Genomic DNA, 16,708 nt, shown 5'->3' on the forward strand with positions numbered 1-16,708 from the left:
TGTGATGGTTGACACACCGTACTTAAGCCGCCTGTCCAAACAAGACGCGGGTTTGTTTCGGGACATAAAAACGTCGCCCCGTCTGTTTGGTCCGTTCGGTATCGATATGCTCCGGGCGGCCCGCGATGGTGGAAAAGAGTTCCCCGAATTTTGCGACGAGCGCCAACCAAACGGTCGGCGATAGACCAAGGCGTTCAAGGATCGGAGGGAGATCGCTCGGCGTCTGGCCTGGTTTGCCTTGGGCCAAGTTACGTGCACTCCAGTCCAATAGCTCCAAGTAGTGCTCCTCGCTCATCGGCAGGAAACCTTTATCGCTACAGCGGTCGCCCGCCTGGTTCGGTTGCGGTCCCGCTGCGTCAGTCGTTTCATCGAGATTGACGGGTGCAAGAAAGCTATCCGCTCGTTTATTTTGCTTGGCGGGCTCCGGCGCCGCGCCGTTTGGCGTTTGGTCATCAGTCGCCTCCGTCGGCGCATCTTGTTGGGGTTGCTCGGGCGGTCGCACCGATTCGGCGCGACGTTGTGCCGACGTATGGTCACTCATTTCAATTGTTTCTGCGATGCACGCGCGGATCAAATTCAAATCGACATAGACAGAACACGCCAAAACCGATTCCTCATCAATCAGTGGAACGGCTGTAAATCGTTCTTCGAAGAAATGCCCCTTCACGCCATCTTCCTTGTTGGCACGCTGAGCGATTCGCTGATTTAAAAGACGCATCCACCACGAAAGATCGCTCAGTCGCCGCCGGATCTCGGCAACTTTTTGGGGAGACTTTCGGATACGATCAAGCTCTGGCTGCGATGGTGGCATGGGATCGCCCTGGTCATCCTTACGAACCGGGCAGATCATCAGCCAACGCCGGGCCACTTCGTTGTCATCCCACGTACTGACAACTTCAGGGCGAGATCGCAGCATCAAGTGGAAATGATTCGATAGGATCGAAAAGGAGAGTAAGTCGATCCCAAAGGAGCCCGCGAATCGCACAAGCAGTTCTTCGATCCAGGCTTTGCGATAACCGAGGTCCTCGCCAGAGATTGGGTCTTTGCCGAAGAACCACCACGCCCGGTTGGTTCGGCTGACCGCGTGGAAGATTTGAACGTCGCTCGGATCCACGGTTTCGGAACGGTTTGATCTTGCCATTGCAGAGTCTCCCCAACTCGTTTCTGAAAACTGCCGCGGGCATGAGGATCTTTCTCATCCATTCGCGGCGAAACAACGAGTAATCGTACTACTCTGCCTGACTGATCCCATTCCACCCGATGGGAGACGTCGAGTCAAGCAAAAAGCCAAATTTCTCTCCAATCGGGGTCTGTCCCCAGGCCTGGGAATCCCCGCAAACGAGAGAATCAGGGTCTGTCCCCAGGCAGACCTGGGCGCCCCTCTTGAATCCCGGGTCTGTCCCCGGTGGTGGGAATGGGGATGGTGAGGTCGGGGTCTGTCCCCGTATGGGATAGAACCCGATCTGCGCAAGAGTTGGGGTCTGTCCCCGGGTGGGGAGTGGATTTGGTAGGGTGGCGGGGCTGGGGTTTTGGATCGCGGTTTTATTACGTGTTGCTGGTGGTGCAGCGGGAGTCCAATGTTGGTGTTTTTGATGAAGCGGTTTGTTTTTGTTGTGTCGGTCATCATGGCGTCGGTGACCAGTGGATTGGTTGCCGAGGAAGCGAATCGGCAGGCGGTGGTGCTTCGGTTGCCTGCGACCCCGTCGAACCCGCGCAATAGCGAGGGCGATTTCGTGCGGCTGAAAGATGGCCGGTTGCTGTTCGTCTATACACATTTCACCGGCGGCGGTGGCGATCATTCTTCGGCGCATCTGGCCGGACGCTTTTCCTCCGACGACGGCAGGACCTGGGATGACGCCGACACGCTGATCCAGGACAACAACGCCACTTGGAACATCATGTCGGTGTCGCTGCTGCGGCTGGCCGATGACCGTATCGCGATGTTTTATCTGAGAAAACAATCGCTGCAGGATTGCCGTCCGGTGGTCCGATTCAGCGATGACGAAGCGACGACGTGGAGTAAGCCGACGGAGATCATCCCCGAGTCGGAAATCGGCTACTACGTCTTGAACAACGACCGCGTGATCCAGCTACGCAACGTCCAACAACACAACGGACGTCTGATCGTTCCGGTCGCCCTGCACCACACGCCGGATCAAGAAAAACCGGATTGGACCGGCAGCGTGATGTGCTACCTGAGTGATGATGCCGGAAAGTCCTGGCATCGAAGCAAAATCACCATGAAGGCCCGCGATCCAAACACCGGCCGACGTCTGGTCGCCCAGGAACCGGGCGTCGTCCAGCTTCACGATGATCGCGTGATGATGTTCGTCCGATCCAACGCCGGAAGCCAGCTGATCAGCCATTCACGCGACGGCGGTGACACCTGGTCACCACTGACCCCATCAACGCTTCAATCACCGACCTCTCCGGCAACCATCGAACGCATCCCGGAGAGCGACACTCTGGTCTGTGCCTGGAATGATCACGCGAACATCACGCCCGAACTGCGCGGGAAACGGACACCACTGTCGCTGGCCACCAGCCGTGACGGGGGCGAAACGTGGAATCCTTCGATCACCCTGTTTGACAACCCCGACGGCTGGTATTGCTACACCGCCCTCGAATTCACGCCGGACGCCATCCTGCTGGGACACTGTGCCGGTGACCGCACCAAAAACAACGGCTTGGCAGAATCTCAGATCACTCGCGTCCCATGGAGCAGTTTCGGCAACCTGCGCCCGTGACGGCGCGGCGTCCTGTCGCGTCGGTGGGGGTCAGGGGAGGGATGGCAGAATGATGGGGGCAGAACAACGGGGGCGCTTCGGCCGGCACCAAGCGGCTGATCGTGCGGAAGCGGGAATCGAAAGGAAGTCGGGATGGAAAGGTTCTGTGGATTTCAAGCTGGGCCACGGTGCTTTGACATCAGCGCCGCTCGTTTAAGTCTGACTTACGTCGGAGATCCATTTTCTGGTGAAGGCAGCTACGTTCGACCGGCGGACGGTCCGTTCGCGATCGGTCAGGCACAGCTTGATTAACAAGGAAACGCGAACCTCCAATTACGGCGGCCTGTCAGACGATCGCCGCACGCATCGCTTTAGTGTGGGGCATCGTTGGCGCGGACCAAATCGTCGACGAGTTGTTGTTCCATTTCAGCCTTCTTCGCTCGATCGGGCATCCGCAGAATCGCGGCGGGGTGCCAAGTCGCGATCGTGCGCTCGCACCAATCGGTCGCGACGAACTGGCCACGTCGTTTGGAGATCTGAAAGTCACGCCCGAAAAGCGATTGCGCCGCCGTCGCTCCCAGGCAGACAATCAATTGCGGCTGGATCAGTGCCAGTTCGGCTTCCAACCAAGGCCGACACGCATACACCTCGCGTGCGTTCGGTTTCTGGTGCAGGCGACGTTTTCCTCGAACACCGGTCTTCTCGACAAATTTAAAATGCTTGACAACGTTGGTCACATACACGGCGTCGCGTCGGATCCCGGCCCGCTGCAAGGCCTGGTCGAGCAGCTTGCCGGCGGGGCCGACGAAGGGGCGGCCTTGCCGGTCTTCCTGGTCGCCGGGTTGCTCTCCGACCAGCACGATGCGGGCGTCGACTGGGCCTTCACCGAAAACCGGTTGCGTCGCATGCCGATGCAGATCGCATGCTTGACAACATTGAATCGCTTCGCGCAGCGTTTCCAACTCCACATGCTCGGGCATGTAGTGCATCGCCGTCTCCGCAAAGCCCTCGTGCTGGTCGATCATCGACTCGACTCGCTCGGGCGCCTGCTTCAGCAGATCGTCGATCATCGCCGTTTCGGGCAGCGTCGGCCAATGACGCACCGCATCTCACGTTTCATCGTCGCGACTTTCACGCGTGCCGGATTAAAGATCGAAGCATAGTACGTTTTCCACAATTCCTCGAGTGCATCGGCATCGGGCGCTTCACTGACCGAAACGCCGGGACCGTATTGCAAGGACGACTGGTCCCAGGTCACTGATTCGTCTGGCGTAAGAATCGACCACGTCATCCCACGGAATCGGCGGCTAAAGAACGGGGCAACCAATCGGACGATGCGATGATCGGGCCGGTGCCACGCGACGTAGTTTTCACGGCCGCTGGAATCGGCCACCTGACGAAATCGCACAAATGCCTTCATCTTGTGCGCATCGCGCGTGACCGCTTTGCGCATCTTCATCAGCGCGTCAACATCGTCGTCGGTGGTGATTTTCATCAGGTGGGGTTCGCCATGAGTCAGTCGCCACAACGCTCGATAGAGCAAACTCCATCGTGACGCGTCGCGGTGACAGGCGACGATCTTGGCGAGTTCCAAAAACGATTTCGGAACTGTGAAGGTGTTCGGTGTGGGGACCGGCGTCGCCTCGTCTACGGTCGTTTCGAAGAGTGCGAGTTGCTGGTCGTCGGCGCTCCAACTGACTTGGTCGGGCGGCACGCCGGCCTCCAGAAGCCGTCGCGCCGCGGATCGCCATTGGTCGTAGGTTTGGACTTTCAAGAATTGCATGCTGCGATCCGAGTGCTTCGTTAACACTCGATTTTGGAGATGGGCGGCGCTTGTGGGCTCAGGACCGAATGGTAGGGGCATGAGTCGCAGCGCCGCGGAATTGCCGAAAGGCTAGACACCGACGTCCGGACACACTTGCTTGCGCTGCGTGCTTGTATTCAATCTCGAACAAGGTGGCGTTTTCCGGCTAAACCTCACCGGTCCGTGCGGATTGACCGGTGTCAAACAACATCAACTGCTGGTGTTTGGGTTTCGCACGGTCGCGAAGATCGACCTTGTCCAGATCGGCAAGCTTGGGGTTGTGATCGGCGGTCAACACAAAGTATTTGGCTCGGCTCCAAGCCACACGCAGTTTTTTTAGATCGTCGGTACGGAGGCTCTTGTAGCGGCGAATGCTTAGAATGCGTTTGACGTTTTTGGCGCCGATCCCTGGCACTCGCAACAACTCTTCGCGGCTGGCCCGATTCACGTCCACCGGAAAGAAATGTCGGTTGGCCAACGCCCAGGCAAGTTTCGGGTCGATGTCCAAGGCCAGGTTCTGGTCGGCTTCGGTGACGATTTCACTCGCGTCAAACCCATAGAACCGCAACAACCAATCCGCTTGATAAAGCCGATGTTCGCGGACCAGCGGCGGCGACTGGCCGGGCAAGCGGGCATCGGCGTGTGGGATAGGGCTATACGCCGAATAGTAAACGCGACGCAGGTTGTGGCCGTCGTACAACTGCGACGCGGTGTCCAAAATTGCGACATCGGGCGTCTCGGTCGCACCGACGATCATTTGGGTGCTTTGCCCGGCCGGCGCGAAGCGTGGCGGGTGCATGCCGGATTTCTGGTCGGCTTTGGTTTCGTCAATCTTTTGTCGGATACCTTGCATCGCGCCGACGATTTGCGTTTTCTTTTTTTCGGGGGCGAGCGTGTAAAGGTCGCTTTCGGTGGGAAGTTCGATATTGACGCTCAATCGATCCGCCCAAACGCCTGCTTCGTCGATCAGACTCTGCGACGCGTTGGGGATCGTCTTGAGATGGATGTAACCGCCATAGTGTTGCTGGGTCCGCAGCTTCTTGGCGACCGAAACCAATTGCTCCATCGTGTAGTCCGATGTTTGGATGATGCCCGAACTGAGGAACAATCCCTCGATGTAGTTCCGCTTGTAAAACTCCATCGTCAACGAGACCACTTCATCGACCGTGAACCGGGCCCGCGGCGTGTCACTGGAGATGCGGTTGACGCAGTACTGGCAATCGTAAATGCAGTAGTTGGTCAGCAGGATCTTCAGCAGTGAGACACAGCGACCGTCCGGCGTGTAGCTGTGACAGATGCCCATCCCTTCGGTGCTGCCGATCGAACTGCCGGCGCGCGTCGACTTGGAGCCACTGCTGGCGCAGGACGCATCGTATTTGGCGGCGTCGGCAAGGACGGCTAGTTTTTCACGAACATCCATGGGTGGGGCGGCGGGCCTAAGATGAGACTCGAAGTGGAGCTTGGCGCTAGTATTCCGTGTCGCCCCAAGATTCGGGTAAACCGGAGTGGAAACGACGTGAGGAGTCCTCGAAGCTGGCAACCCGAATGGACTCGTCGCATCGTCCACGACCTGAAAATCAGGCTGCGGCGGAGCATTGGCATGATAGAGATCCGCCAAGTGCGATGGAAACGTCGCAGTCCTCACCGGAAGGTGGGGGCTGGAGGGTCACGCTCTGGCGAGCGTCGCTACGTTGGGACTCACTTGCTGGCGCTGCGTGCTTGTCTTTTGTTCGATTGGGGACGAAGTGCCGCTGTCCGGTTAGGCCAGGATCGAAACCAATAAGTCTATCGGCAGGTGTTCTTGCTCGATCCGCAAATTGCCCTTGCAAACCGCCGCGTAGCACGCTTTTTCCTCGGCATTCAGGTGGGTGAGTTCTTTCGGCTGCGCCCCGTTGCCGACGGTGGCTAAGTCTTGAAACCGCTCCAAAATGCTCCGATCCATCAACACACTCGTCACGCGGGGAAGCGATTGCCTCAGTCGGTCCAGGATGACGAACCCTTCCGCATCCAAGTCACCCCAATAGTACAGCGGATTGTTATGCAGCCACTCGACGTCGGCCAATTGCGTGACACCGGCGCCCAATCCTCCCAGCGCGATGCTGCGGTCCATGTTCGGCAACGAGAGCAAGTTGATCTTGTTTTCGACGATCAAGGTTCGCGCGTCCGCAACCGGCAAACTCGCGAGCGACTCGGCCGGCAACGACAGTTCATCAAAGGCCAGACCGAGTTCGGACTGCAACTGATCGTCCAACGTCCTGATCAAAAAATGCGGGCGGGCGTAGCGTAGCCCGTACCGCGGTTCAAATGCATCGTATCCGTAGCGATGGTCGATGGTGTGCGGCGGCAGAACGATGTCCAACCAGGTGGCCAGTCGCCGCCGATGGGTTTCCAGGAGTTTGGTGGAGACGGCCAGTGGCAGCTCGCGGGCGAAACAATCGGGGCGCGGGTGCGTTTGGAAATAGTCCACGATGTCCAACAACCCGTCCAGAACAGCGGCGATTTCCGGCAGCGTTTTCCAGTGGTTTCGCTGAACCAGCCAGGGCCACAATTCTGGTTTGCGGCGGCGCAGCGTCGCGACAGATTCCTGCAGCGTGTCCCATTGCGATTGGCATCCGGCCAGATGAACCAGATCGTCCATTGAATCAATCAAGATGGCGCTGGGGAACTGGTTCAACCCATACGTGCGGCTGCGACGCGATTCGTAGCACACCGTGTAACCGCGACCGGTGACGTCTTTGGACGCTTTACGCAGTTGGTCGACTTGTTCGATTGCGGCCGCGTGGTCTTTGGAAAGCGACAAGTTGGCGGGCACGCGGTGTGGAAAGAACGTGTCGATTTCCTCCGACAACCAAGCGCCGACCGCTTTGGGGTAAATCCGTTTCGCTTTCTCGGCAATCGCCTCGGGCGTGATCATCCGTTTGCGTTTTCCTCGTCTCCGACCGCGCGGTACTGCTGGGCGGTCAAACTGATCAGTTCGCTGCGATTGGTTTCGGGGTCTTTGATGATGTGCCCATACATCCCGACGTAGCTTTCGGTGATTTTGGCTTTGGCGTCCAAAGGCGCGACGATCGCCAGTTGCAATCCGAATCGGGCGAACAAGTTGAGCGCGTACTTGGCCCTGGTGTCGTCGCTGCGGGAAAACATTTCGTCGACCATGACGAAATGAAAACGATCGCTTTCGGTTTCATCGGGTTGCAGATCATATTGGTACGCGATTGCGGCGACCAAGACCAAGAAGGCCAGTTTGCCTTTTTCGCCGCCGGATTGTCCGGTTCCGCCGTCGTAATAGCTGCCGGGGTTTCCCGTCGCGGCGTCGTATTCGCGGGCGGCAAAGCGGAACCAGTTACGGACATCGATCACTTTTTCTCGCCAGCGTAGATTGGCATCATCACGCAGGCGGCCGACGAGTTTTTCGATCCGCCCGAACGTCGCTTCGTTGGCATCATCGGTCCCGTCCAGTGTGCCTTCCAGACAACCGGCCAGATCACGGCGGAAGTCACGAATTTCCGCATCGGTGGTGTCGCTCGGTTCGAGCCGCATGTAGGTTCCCGGTCGCCAATCGAGTCGCCGCAGGGCTTCGTTGAGCACTTCGATTTTGCTGCGAATCTCCTCGCGTTCGTCTTCCAACGATCCGTGCAGCAGGCCAATTTCCTGCAACACTTTCTCTTTCAGTCGTTGTCGAAAACGGCGTTCATGACGCGGCAAGTCGTCTTGGATGATACGTTGTTGCAAGGTTTCGAAATCCGGCAACGACTGCGGCGTCGGGCTCAATTCGGATTCAAAGACCGGGAACTTCGTCAGCAATCGTCCCATCGCCCGGGTCAGGTCATCGCGGATGGGGCTGACGCGTTGTTCTCGCTGGTTGACCCCGGCTGACAGCTCATGAGTGACCTCGGTCGGCAACCGCCCCATGTTTTCGATCGTCAGTTTTCGATCACCCAGATGAGTTGTGATTCCTGCGAAGTGGACTTGTGCTCGTTCAAGGTCGCCTGCCTGGCGAGCGTCGGCCAGCGATTTGTCGACCGACCGCAGGGTGCGATTGCCACTGTCGAGTTGGTGTTGGGTTTTGGATCGTTCGTCGAACGAGCGATCGCGATCGGATTCCAGGCCGTCAATTTCCGCCCGCACATCGGCCAACTTGATTTTCAGTTCCTTCACCCGGTCGTTGGACGCTTCCAGTTTCTCCTTTTCCAAACGCAACTGTGACGCATCAAATTCGTGGCGATGATCGTCCATGGCGTCGAAGTCGGTCATCACGGACAGTTCGTCCAGCACTGTCAATTGTGCGGTGGACTGGTCGCTGGATCGACGGAGCGACGCGATCTTGGATTCCATGTCCGCGATCTGGGCCTGTTGATCACGAATCGACCTTTCCAGAGCCTCGCGTTTCGGGCGGTTATCCCAGCCGAGGACGAAGTGTCGACGGTCGTCTTGGCGACTGCGGTCATCCTTGGCATGTTGGCGATGGTTTTGTTTGACGTGTCGATGAATCGTCATCGCCCGGCGATTTGCCATCTGAAAATCGGCGATGGATTCGCAAGCCAGGTGGTCAAAGCGGTGCAGGATTTCACCGCGCACATAAGACGCCAGCGGATGATCATCGCGATAGTGCAGCATTTCCGGCAGCGACAGGTCGTCGGAAACCGGGCCGGCCGGCGGTGCCGTCGGGGCGACTCGGTCGTAGGTCAGTCGCAATCCGCGTCCGCGTGAATCGGTCAGACGTGTCCCATCGACGTATCCGGAAACCTTGGCGTATAGATCGTCGGGCACCAGCAAGGTCCGCGCGAACGAATGCAACACCTGCTCGATCGATGATTCCCAGCGGCTGTGGTCGGGATCAACGGCGACCAGTTCGGCGACAAAGGGTAACTCCGTCGGCGGCAGCTTGAACGCGGCACAGATCGCCGCGCGGACTTCAATGAACGCGTCGGGCAGGTTGCCTTTGCGGCGCCGTAATGATTCCAGTTCCCGCGCATCGTCATCGAACTGTTTTCGCAACACGCCCAACTCGTAATCGTAGCGACTGAGCTGGTCGGTGATTTCTTGCCGCTGTCGCACCAAACTCTCATGTGTGTTCGCGATCGCTTGATGAGCTTTCTCCAGCTGCTGGGCGCTGCTAATTTCGAGTTCGATTCCCGTTTGCTGCAGTTTGGTTTGGAAGGCGAGTCGTTTTTCGCGTTTCGATTTCGCCTGCTGTTCTTCGGCGGCGATCAAGTCTGGCAGCCGCTGCAATCGGGCGCCGCCGCTGTGTGCGATCTCATGTTCCAGCCGGGCCGAATCATCGCGTTTGGTCTTCAGTGACGCGTCCAGCAACTCGATCTCCTGGTCCAGGTGTTCGATTCGCAATTGCCATTGTTGGCACAGCGGACGCAGCAAATCGGCGATCGCGTTGTCAAAGAACAACGGCGCGGACTCGTGCTGATCACGGGCTTGTTGCAGTTGTTCGTTGGCGTTTCGATAGCGTTTTCCGGTCTTGATGATCGGCGCCAATAGCTCGGATTGTTGACGCACTTGAACGAGAGCACGGTGGGCTTCGCTGAGTTCGGCGAAGTGCTGCAGCAGACTGGAAACCTTGTCGTTCCACGGTTTCTTTTCCAGCATGTGGTCACGGATGAACTGATCCAGCCGCTGAACGTCCTTGACTGCGACGGTCTGGTTGAAGATGTCCATCGCTTTGGGACGAAACTTGACCTGCCGCTGGAACCAGCCGTGGTACTGCTTGTAGCTTTCGGTCACTTGGAAACCGCGATCGGACATCTCGGATTTGATGTCGCTGCCGGACTTCAGCCCGCCCAGGTCGGCGGCGATGCTGCGCGGCCGCGTGTCAAACCCGTAATAGATTTTGCGGTCTCCCGAGGCGGTCAAGTACATGACTTGGCAAAGCGTGAACTTTTTGCCCGACGATCCACTGGTGAACGTCGCCAGCAGCGCGGTGTAGAACCCGCTGCCGTCGCGAAGGTATTGGATTTTCGGTTTTTCGTCTCTGCCGGCCGTTCGATCGTAGGCGCCACGGATGTAGGTCCTCTCGTCACGTTCCTTCTTGGTGGCTCCGGCGGCGACGTTGTAATTGCGAACACCGGGACGCACCAACAGCGTCAACATCGCATCGACAAGTGTTGATTTACCCGCACCGTTTTCTCCGACCAGCAGTGCCGTTTCGCCGTTGGGGTGAAAGGAGTGGACTTGGCCGTCGAAGGTTCCCCAGTTGAAGACCTCGAAGGTCGAGAGGCGAAATCCTGGCCGGATCGGATCGGTCGTGGAATCTTGGGCGTCGTCGAATAAGGACATGGGGCGGGGCCGCGACGTGGATTCAGTCATCGGAGGTCTCCACGGCGGCATCCAACTCGGGGTCCGCGTCGTTTTCCGCGCGTCGCTTCAGTTCCGCGGTCAGATCGGTGCGCAGTCGTTCCAGTTCCTCCAGTGGCAAGCGGGCTTTGAGAATGCGGCGGACTTCCCAGCTGGGCGGCTGCTTTTCGAACCTGCGGACAAACTTGAGTTCTTCCAGTTTTCGCAGCTGTCCGCCCAAGTTTCGATTCGCGCGGACGGCGTCGTCGTTGCCGGGAACAAGCGACTGCCAAATCTCCAGCAACGATGCCTGGGTGACCACGCAGCGATCATCGCGATGGATTTCTTCTTCGAAGCGTCTCAGTTCGTCGCGCAGCAGCACGCACAACAGCGAGGCTTCGAAGCTCAGCCGGATGCTGCGGAACAATTTCGGGATCGACGGATAATCCGGCGGCAGCACTTCCGGCTCGATTTGCCGCAGGTAGGCCATGCCATCTTCTTCGTTGACGATCAACATCAATCCGATGCGGGCAAAGTAGTCACTTAGCGGCGTCGCTCCGGCGAGGATGCGTTCCCAGGTGTCACCGGCGTCGTCGTGATAGACGATGCCTTGCAGCAGGCGAACCGCGGCGGGCGCCCAGGGGACCGGCGGCGGCAACGCATCGGATGCAAGGACTTCGTGATTGGAATCATTTGTCATCGCGGTCTCTTGGTTCGAATCGGCTTGGTTGCTTTTTCGTTCGTTCGGTGAAAGGTGACCAACGGAACCCGGACACGCAACGGGCGTTTCTGTCCCGTGATCGCGTCTTCAGTGGTCACGCGGATCTCTTCGGTCGCATCGCGATCGATACGGTGTCCGTCTTCGTGGGCGATTTGAATCCACCCCACCAGTTCAATGATGCCGACGTTCAGGGGACGGGATTGGAGCAGCTGTGAGAGCCGGACCGAAGGCGAGTTTCCGGTGGCGTGGGCGATCGCTTCACGCATCCGATCCCATTCCAATCGCTTCATACCGGCAAGTTTTCTGGCCTCGCGGCGGGCCGTTTCCAAATCGACGACGCGGGTTTCCGGCGTGGTTTCAAAGACCTGCGGCGGCGTCCAGAAGGGGCGGGCGAACGGGGACGCCAGCCCGATCGAGGTCTCGACGGTCAAACCGATCTCGCTGGGCGGCGGCTGATCCGACTCGGCGACATGGTGTTTCAAACGCGAGGCCAGGGTGCGGATTTCGCGAAGAACTTCCGCGGTCCGTTTTCGATGACCGGCGGATTGATCGTCCAGCAACCGCCGCAGGGTTTGCGACAATCGGCCGGTTTGCCGCAGCACGTTGTCGGCTTCGGCCAACAGCGACGGGACCATCGCGCGGATGTGTTGGACGGCAGCCCGCTCGCCGGTCAGGGCGTCCAGATGCGTGACTTCGGCGATCGTTTCGCGAAGTTTGGCTTGGGCCTGGGGGGCAAACAGAAACGCGACGAAGGCGTCAAAACTGACCCCTTCGTCTTGTTGTTTAATCAAGTCTTCGGCGTCGAGGGCGGTGGCCAAAATCTCTCCGCGGCGGCGATCGTCTTTGATCGCTTCTCGTTGCACCTGTCGGCCGATCGCTTCGAAACGATCTTCCACGGCGCGGAAATCACTTTGCAGCGTCTTCAGCAGGTCGACGGCGGTGTAAAAGCGTTCGCGGATTTGTGCCGGGTGATACGTTTCCACTTCGCCACCACCGCGAATCGCCGCGATCTGTTCATCAATCCGCTTCCGCTGGTCCAGCAAGTCTTTCATGCGACGATCCGGGTCGGGGGACGCACCGCGGACCAGATCGACCAGCGTGTCGATGACCAGTCTCAATCGGCTTTCGGTACCGACCAGCCGTGTGTCGCGATTGAGTGCGGCATCGACGATTCGAATGGCATCTTCGCTGTAACGGGTGAGTTGGTAGTGGGGGCCGGTGGAATCGGCGGGCAAGAACCGTCGCAGCCATCCGGCGTCGGACCACTCGCGTAAGTAGCGATCGGCCGAACCGAGCATCTCGGCGCGTTCCTCATCGCGAAGTTCGTCCTGAAAGACTTGCAAGCGGCTGGCCAGTTCGTCGTGCGAAAACGAGATCGCCGAGTCTTCGCTGTCGGATTTGAACGCGCGGCGCAGAAAGAAAATGACGAACGGCCCCAGGTCCGCCTTGAGCAGGCGGATGGTGGGGGAGGATTCCAGGAACGTCAGGATTGCGTCGAGATTCATGGCCAGATCTTAATCACAATCTGGACACGGTTGGTCAGCTGCGAGTGGGAGGCGTTGACGGTCTCGGAGCATCCACATCAAGTGAAAACTTCACCCTCCCTGGCAGGGAGGGTGAATCCGATTCAGCGATGAATCGACTGCTTCACTTGGTGCCTATGGGGTGGCGCCGGTCTCGGAATCTTGTTTGAGCCGCTTTTCGAACGTCAGCCCCAAATCGGTGATTTTGGTTCGTAGCGTGCTACGGGCGATGCCCAACAGTTCGCTGGCTTGGGCCTGGTTCCCTTCGGCATGGTTGAGCACCTCGGGCAGCAAGATGCGGTCGATCTCGCTGTGCACTTCCTGGTACAGGTTCGCGGGGGCTTCGGACAACAAGTCTTGAACGAATCGACGGATGTTGTCCGCATCCAGTTTCGGCGGCGCTTCGCCGCCGCCGGCCGGCGCGACACGGCGGCAGGTTTCCGGCAACGAGGAGACGGTCAGGACTTCGCCGACGTTGCGCACCAGGGCGTGCTTCATCGCACTTTGCAGCTCTCGGACGTTGCCGGGCCAGAGGTACTGTTGCAGCCGCGCCATCGCATCGGGGGCGATGGAGCGAATCTGTTTGTGCATGTCCCGGTTGAGCAGGTTGATGAAGTGTTCGGCGAGCACGGGGATGTCTTCAGGGCGATCGCGTAGCGGCGGCAATTGGATCATGAAGACGCTCATGCGATAGTACAGGTCTTCGCGAAATTCGCCGTCCTGGACCATCTGCAGCAGGTTGCGATTGGTCGCGGCGATGATCCGCACATCGACGCGAATGGTTTCGTTGTTGCCGACGCGTTCGAAGCTGCCGTCTTGCAGCAAGCGGAGCACTTTGGCTTGGGTCGCCGGCGTCATGTCGCCGATTTCGTCCAGGAAGATCGTGCCGCGATTGACTTGTTCGAACTTTCCGATCCGCCGTCGATCGGCGCCGGTGAAGGAACCGCGTTCGTGGCCGAACAATTCACTTTCCAGCAAGTTCTCCGGCAGTGCGGCGCAATTGATCGCCATGAACGGTCGATCGGCGCGGCGGCTGTGTTGATAGATCGCGCGGGCGACCATTTCTTTGCCGGTTCCGCTTTCACCCAGGATCAACGCGTTGACGTCTTGCGGGGCGACTTGGCCGATCAGTTTGTAGACCTCCTGCATCGCCCGCGAGCGACCGACGATTTGATCGGCCGACGTGTCTCCGTCGCCGGCGATTCCGAACTGGGCGGGAATCCGACTCATCAAACTGACGTCGATGGCGCTTTGAACGGTCGCCAGCAGCTTGTCAAACTCGACGGGTTTGAGCAGGTACTCGAACGCGCCATGCTTCATCGCGTTGATCGCCGTTTCGGTCGTCGAATACGCGGTGATGATGATGACCGGAACCCTGGCATCGAGTTCATGGATGATGTTGAACGCGTCCAGCCCCGACATGTCCGGCAGCCGCACGTCCAGAATGACGGCGTCGGGTTGGTGCTCGCGGACTGCGGCGATGCCGCTTTCGGCGGTCGCCGCGGTGATGACCTCCAAAGAATCCGTCTCCAAACTCTTTTTGAGCGAGTAGCGGAGGTTGGGTTCGTCATCGATGATGATTAGTTTCGGCACCGTGGAGTCGTCCGATTACGGGATGGGGTGAGTGCTCTGTCAGCGTTTAATTGACGGGTTGCGTTTGTCGATCGGAAAAGGGGTCAGGTACCAAAAATGCGAAGCACCCTGCGGGCCATTTGGTTTTTGGTACCTGACCCCTTTTCCGCGGCAGGTTAGGCGCGGAGGGTGACGGGGGAGGGCAACGGCAAGATCACCTTCATCACCGTTCCGCCTTCGGGGCGATCTTCGGCGACGAGTCGACCGCCGTGTGCGTCGATGATCCGTTGGGAGATTGCCAGACCGAGTCCTAGTCCGGGATCTTTGGTGCTGAAGAACGGTTCGAACATTCGATTTCTCTCGCTTTGGTCGGTGGGCATGCCGCAGCCGTCGTCGGCGACACTTAAGCATACCCACTGGGCAGCCGGATCGAATGCCGGTTGCATGGTGTCGCTGCGCCCGGTTCGCTCGATGGCGATAGTGATGCGTCCGTCGTTGGACACGGCGTCCAGGGCGTTGAGCAGCAGGTTCAACAGCACCTGACGCAACTGCATCGCGTCACCGCGGACCTCGGCCGATTCACAGGGCAGTTGGCATTCGATTCGGATGTGCCGCGTTTCGGCGCGGCCGGCGACCAGATCGACGGTTTGGCGAACGATCGGCGCCAGTTCGACCAAGCAGAACTGTGGCTCCGACGGCCGTGCGAAATCCAAGAACGTTTGCAGCAAACTGTCGACCCGCGTGATCTCTTCGTCCAACACCGCGATATCGGTGGCGTTCAGGCTTGCCGAATCCGGATTCCGCGCGGCCGCTTGCACCAGGGTCTTCATGCACATCAACGGGTTACGCAGCTCGTGCGCCAATCCGGCCGCCAGCTTGCCGACGGCGGCCAGTTGGTCGGCGCGGACGATCTCCTGGTGCCGTTGATGCAACTGTTCGACGACAGAGCCCACCCGTGAGGAAACCGTTTCGAGAACCAGTTGCAGGTCTTGCAGACTGGGGTCCGCCGAAACCTCCACCGGGCCGACGACGGTTTCCAGTTTGCCCGCCACGTCACGGATCGGGACCGACAGCATGAACATGGTTCGATTGATCGCCCGAGCGACACCGTAGCCGGCCTCCAGGCCGGCGATCGCGCCGCAGACGCCCAAGAAGACCATCACCATCGCCAGCTTTTGTGCCAACCGTTGGTTCTCCTGGTTGCTTTGCTGAAGCTCCGACTCGTTGAACCGCAGGTAGTCGTGGGCGGCGACCAGGACCTGCTCGGACAACGTTTTCTCTTCCAGGGTGTCGACCGCTTCGGTGGAAATCTCGACATCGGGGTCGTCGATCAGGCGATGCAGCTGTTCAAAGTAGCTTTCCAGTCGCTGTTCGAGGTCCGCGACGAAGGCGCGCTCCTGGTCCGATGCGGACAGCTGTCTTGCCTTGGACAGCCACTCGTTGGTTTGTGCTTCCTTTTCCGCGGCCCGGACCAGATAGCTGCGGTCCATCGTCAGCAGGAATCGATCCAGTTCGTGACGCATCTCGCGGGTGATCAATTCCAGCTCTTCGGCGCCGCGGATGCTTGCCACGTTAACGTCCAGCAGGTGCGAATTCTGTTTCTGAAGCTCGATGACGTACCAGGCCCCTGCCACGCCCAGGCACAACAGGACGCATCCCGTGATGGGTAGGAAGCAGCCGATCTTGTCTCGCAACTTCATGAATTTCGGTCTCGGGGGTGCATTCGGGTAGACGTGTTGGTGTCTAGCTTTTAGGCGATTCCCGGTCGCTGCGTCGCAGCGATGGTGGAGCCTCAAGGGAACGTCCAGCTTCGGGCGATGCGTTTCTGATGTACGATGGCCCCTTCCGGGCCGTCGCCCGTGGGGCTCAGCGCGACGACCTAGAGAGGACGTCGCACCCCCATCCACCGACCACCTCTCACCCAATCGGCCAGATCATTTGGATTCGCCGCATTTCGCCTCGGTCCTAAGTGGGACGGTCCCTAACGCCTGGACACCAACGGTAATCGCCGCGGGGCAAACGCTGTGCCTACCCGGTTTGGATCGCACGCTGGCTGTTTAATCGTCGCAATTTCGCC

General features: G+C 59.0%; 11 protein-coding genes. 1 reads left to right on the forward strand and 10 read right to left on the reverse strand.

Features of this window, described 5'->3' with window-relative positions:
* Positions 1-22: 22 nt before the first annotated feature.
* The gene (locus tag H1B37_RS23835) at positions 23-1,141 is read right to left on the reverse strand and encodes a hypothetical protein (RefSeq protein WP_182869564.1); all 1,119 of its coding nucleotides are present in this window, start codon (positions 1,139-1,141) and stop codon (positions 23-25) included.
* A gap of 451 nt (positions 1,142-1,592) precedes the next feature.
* On the opposite strand from H1B37_RS23835, the gene H1B37_RS23840 reads away from it, so the two are divergent.
* Complete coding sequence (locus H1B37_RS23840; protein WP_182869566.1) at positions 1,593-2,747, forward strand: sialidase family protein; 1,155 nt, start codon at positions 1,593-1,595, stop codon at positions 2,745-2,747.
* A 350-nt stretch (positions 2,748-3,097) separates the two neighbouring features.
* On the opposite strand, the gene H1B37_RS34040 is transcribed toward H1B37_RS23840, so the two are convergent.
* From H1B37_RS34040 to H1B37_RS23880, 9 genes are all read right to left on the reverse strand, one after another.
* Positions 3,098-3,796, reverse strand: a complete 699-nt coding sequence (locus tag H1B37_RS34040) for a UdgX family uracil-DNA binding protein (protein ID WP_286178100.1) — start codon at positions 3,794-3,796, stop codon at positions 3,098-3,100.
* Complete coding sequence (locus H1B37_RS34045) at positions 3,793-4,509, reverse strand: TIGR03915 family putative DNA repair protein (protein ID WP_286178101.1); 717 nt, start codon at positions 4,507-4,509, stop codon at positions 3,793-3,795. The genes H1B37_RS34040 and H1B37_RS34045 overlap by 4 nt, the downstream gene beginning before the upstream one ends.
* Before the next feature lie 187 nt (positions 4,510-4,696).
* On the reverse strand, positions 4,697-5,950 hold the full coding sequence (locus tag H1B37_RS23850) for a putative DNA modification/repair radical SAM protein (protein ID WP_182869568.1): 1,254 nt from the start codon (positions 5,948-5,950) through the stop codon (positions 4,697-4,699).
* 339 nt (positions 5,951-6,289) lie between these two features.
* The gene (locus tag H1B37_RS23855; protein WP_182869570.1) at positions 6,290-7,444 is read right to left on the reverse strand and encodes a Wadjet anti-phage system protein JetD domain-containing protein; all 1,155 of its coding nucleotides are present in this window, start codon (positions 7,442-7,444) and stop codon (positions 6,290-6,292) included.
* Positions 7,441-10,848 (reverse strand): ATP-binding protein, encoded by a 3,408-nt coding sequence (locus tag H1B37_RS23860; protein WP_182869572.1) that lies wholly within the window; start codon positions 10,846-10,848, stop codon positions 7,441-7,443. Before H1B37_RS23860 ends, H1B37_RS23855 begins: the two co-directional genes overlap by 4 nt.
* The gene (locus H1B37_RS23865) at positions 10,841-11,515 is read right to left on the reverse strand and encodes a DUF4194 domain-containing protein (protein ID WP_182869574.1); all 675 of its coding nucleotides are present in this window, start codon (positions 11,513-11,515) and stop codon (positions 10,841-10,843) included. Before H1B37_RS23865 ends, H1B37_RS23860 begins: the two co-directional genes overlap by 8 nt.
* Positions 11,512-13,041, reverse strand: coding sequence for a DUF3375 domain-containing protein (locus H1B37_RS23870; protein WP_182869575.1), 1,530 nt, complete (start codon positions 13,039-13,041; stop codon positions 11,512-11,514). Before H1B37_RS23870 ends, H1B37_RS23865 begins: the two co-directional genes overlap by 4 nt.
* 153 nt (positions 13,042-13,194) lie before the next feature.
* Complete coding sequence (locus tag H1B37_RS23875; RefSeq protein ID WP_182869577.1) at positions 13,195-14,652, reverse strand: sigma-54-dependent transcriptional regulator; 1,458 nt, start codon at positions 14,650-14,652, stop codon at positions 13,195-13,197.
* A gap of 155 nt (positions 14,653-14,807) precedes the next feature.
* Positions 14,808-16,331 (reverse strand): sensor histidine kinase, encoded by a 1,524-nt coding sequence (locus tag H1B37_RS23880; protein ID WP_182869579.1) that lies wholly within the window; start codon positions 16,329-16,331, stop codon positions 14,808-14,810.
* Between the last annotated feature and the right edge of the window lie 377 nt (positions 16,332-16,708).

Source organism: Stieleria mannarensis, assembly GCF_014154935.1.
Classification (GTDB): Bacteria; Planctomycetota; Planctomycetia; order Pirellulales; family Pirellulaceae; genus Stieleria; species Stieleria mannarensis.

Bases quoted from the DNA above. Each gene is read 5' to 3' on its own strand.
- H1B37_RS23840 (WP_182869566.1), top strand. From the start codon at position 1,593: ATGAAGCGGTTTGTTTTTGTTGTGTCGGTCATCATGGCGTCGGTGACC.
- H1B37_RS23870 (WP_182869575.1), bottom strand. From the start codon at position 13,041: ATGAATCTCGACGCAATCCTGACGTTCCTGGAATCCTCCCCCACCATC.
- H1B37_RS23835 (WP_182869564.1), bottom strand. From the start codon at position 1,141: ATGGCAAGATCAAACCGTTCCGAAACCGTGGATCCGAGCGACGTTCAA.
- H1B37_RS23855 (WP_182869570.1), bottom strand. From the start codon at position 7,444: ATGATCACGCCCGAGGCGATTGCCGAGAAAGCGAAACGGATTTACCCC.
- H1B37_RS23865 (WP_182869574.1), bottom strand. From the start codon at position 11,515: ATGACAAATGATTCCAATCACGAAGTCCTTGCATCCGATGCGTTGCCG.
- H1B37_RS23880 (WP_182869579.1), bottom strand. From the start codon at position 16,331: ATGAAGTTGCGAGACAAGATCGGCTGCTTCCTACCCATCACGGGATGC.
- H1B37_RS23860 (WP_182869572.1), bottom strand. From the start codon at position 10,848: ATGACTGAATCCACGTCGCGGCCCCGCCCCATGTCCTTATTCGACGAC.
- H1B37_RS34040 (WP_286178100.1), bottom strand. From the start codon at position 3,796: ATGATCGACGATCTGCTGAAGCAGGCGCCCGAGCGAGTCGAGTCGATG.
- H1B37_RS23850 (WP_182869568.1), bottom strand. From the start codon at position 5,950: ATGGATGTTCGTGAAAAACTAGCCGTCCTTGCCGACGCCGCCAAATAC.
- H1B37_RS34045 (WP_286178101.1), bottom strand. From the start codon at position 4,509: ATGCAATTCTTGAAAGTCCAAACCTACGACCAATGGCGATCCGCGGCG.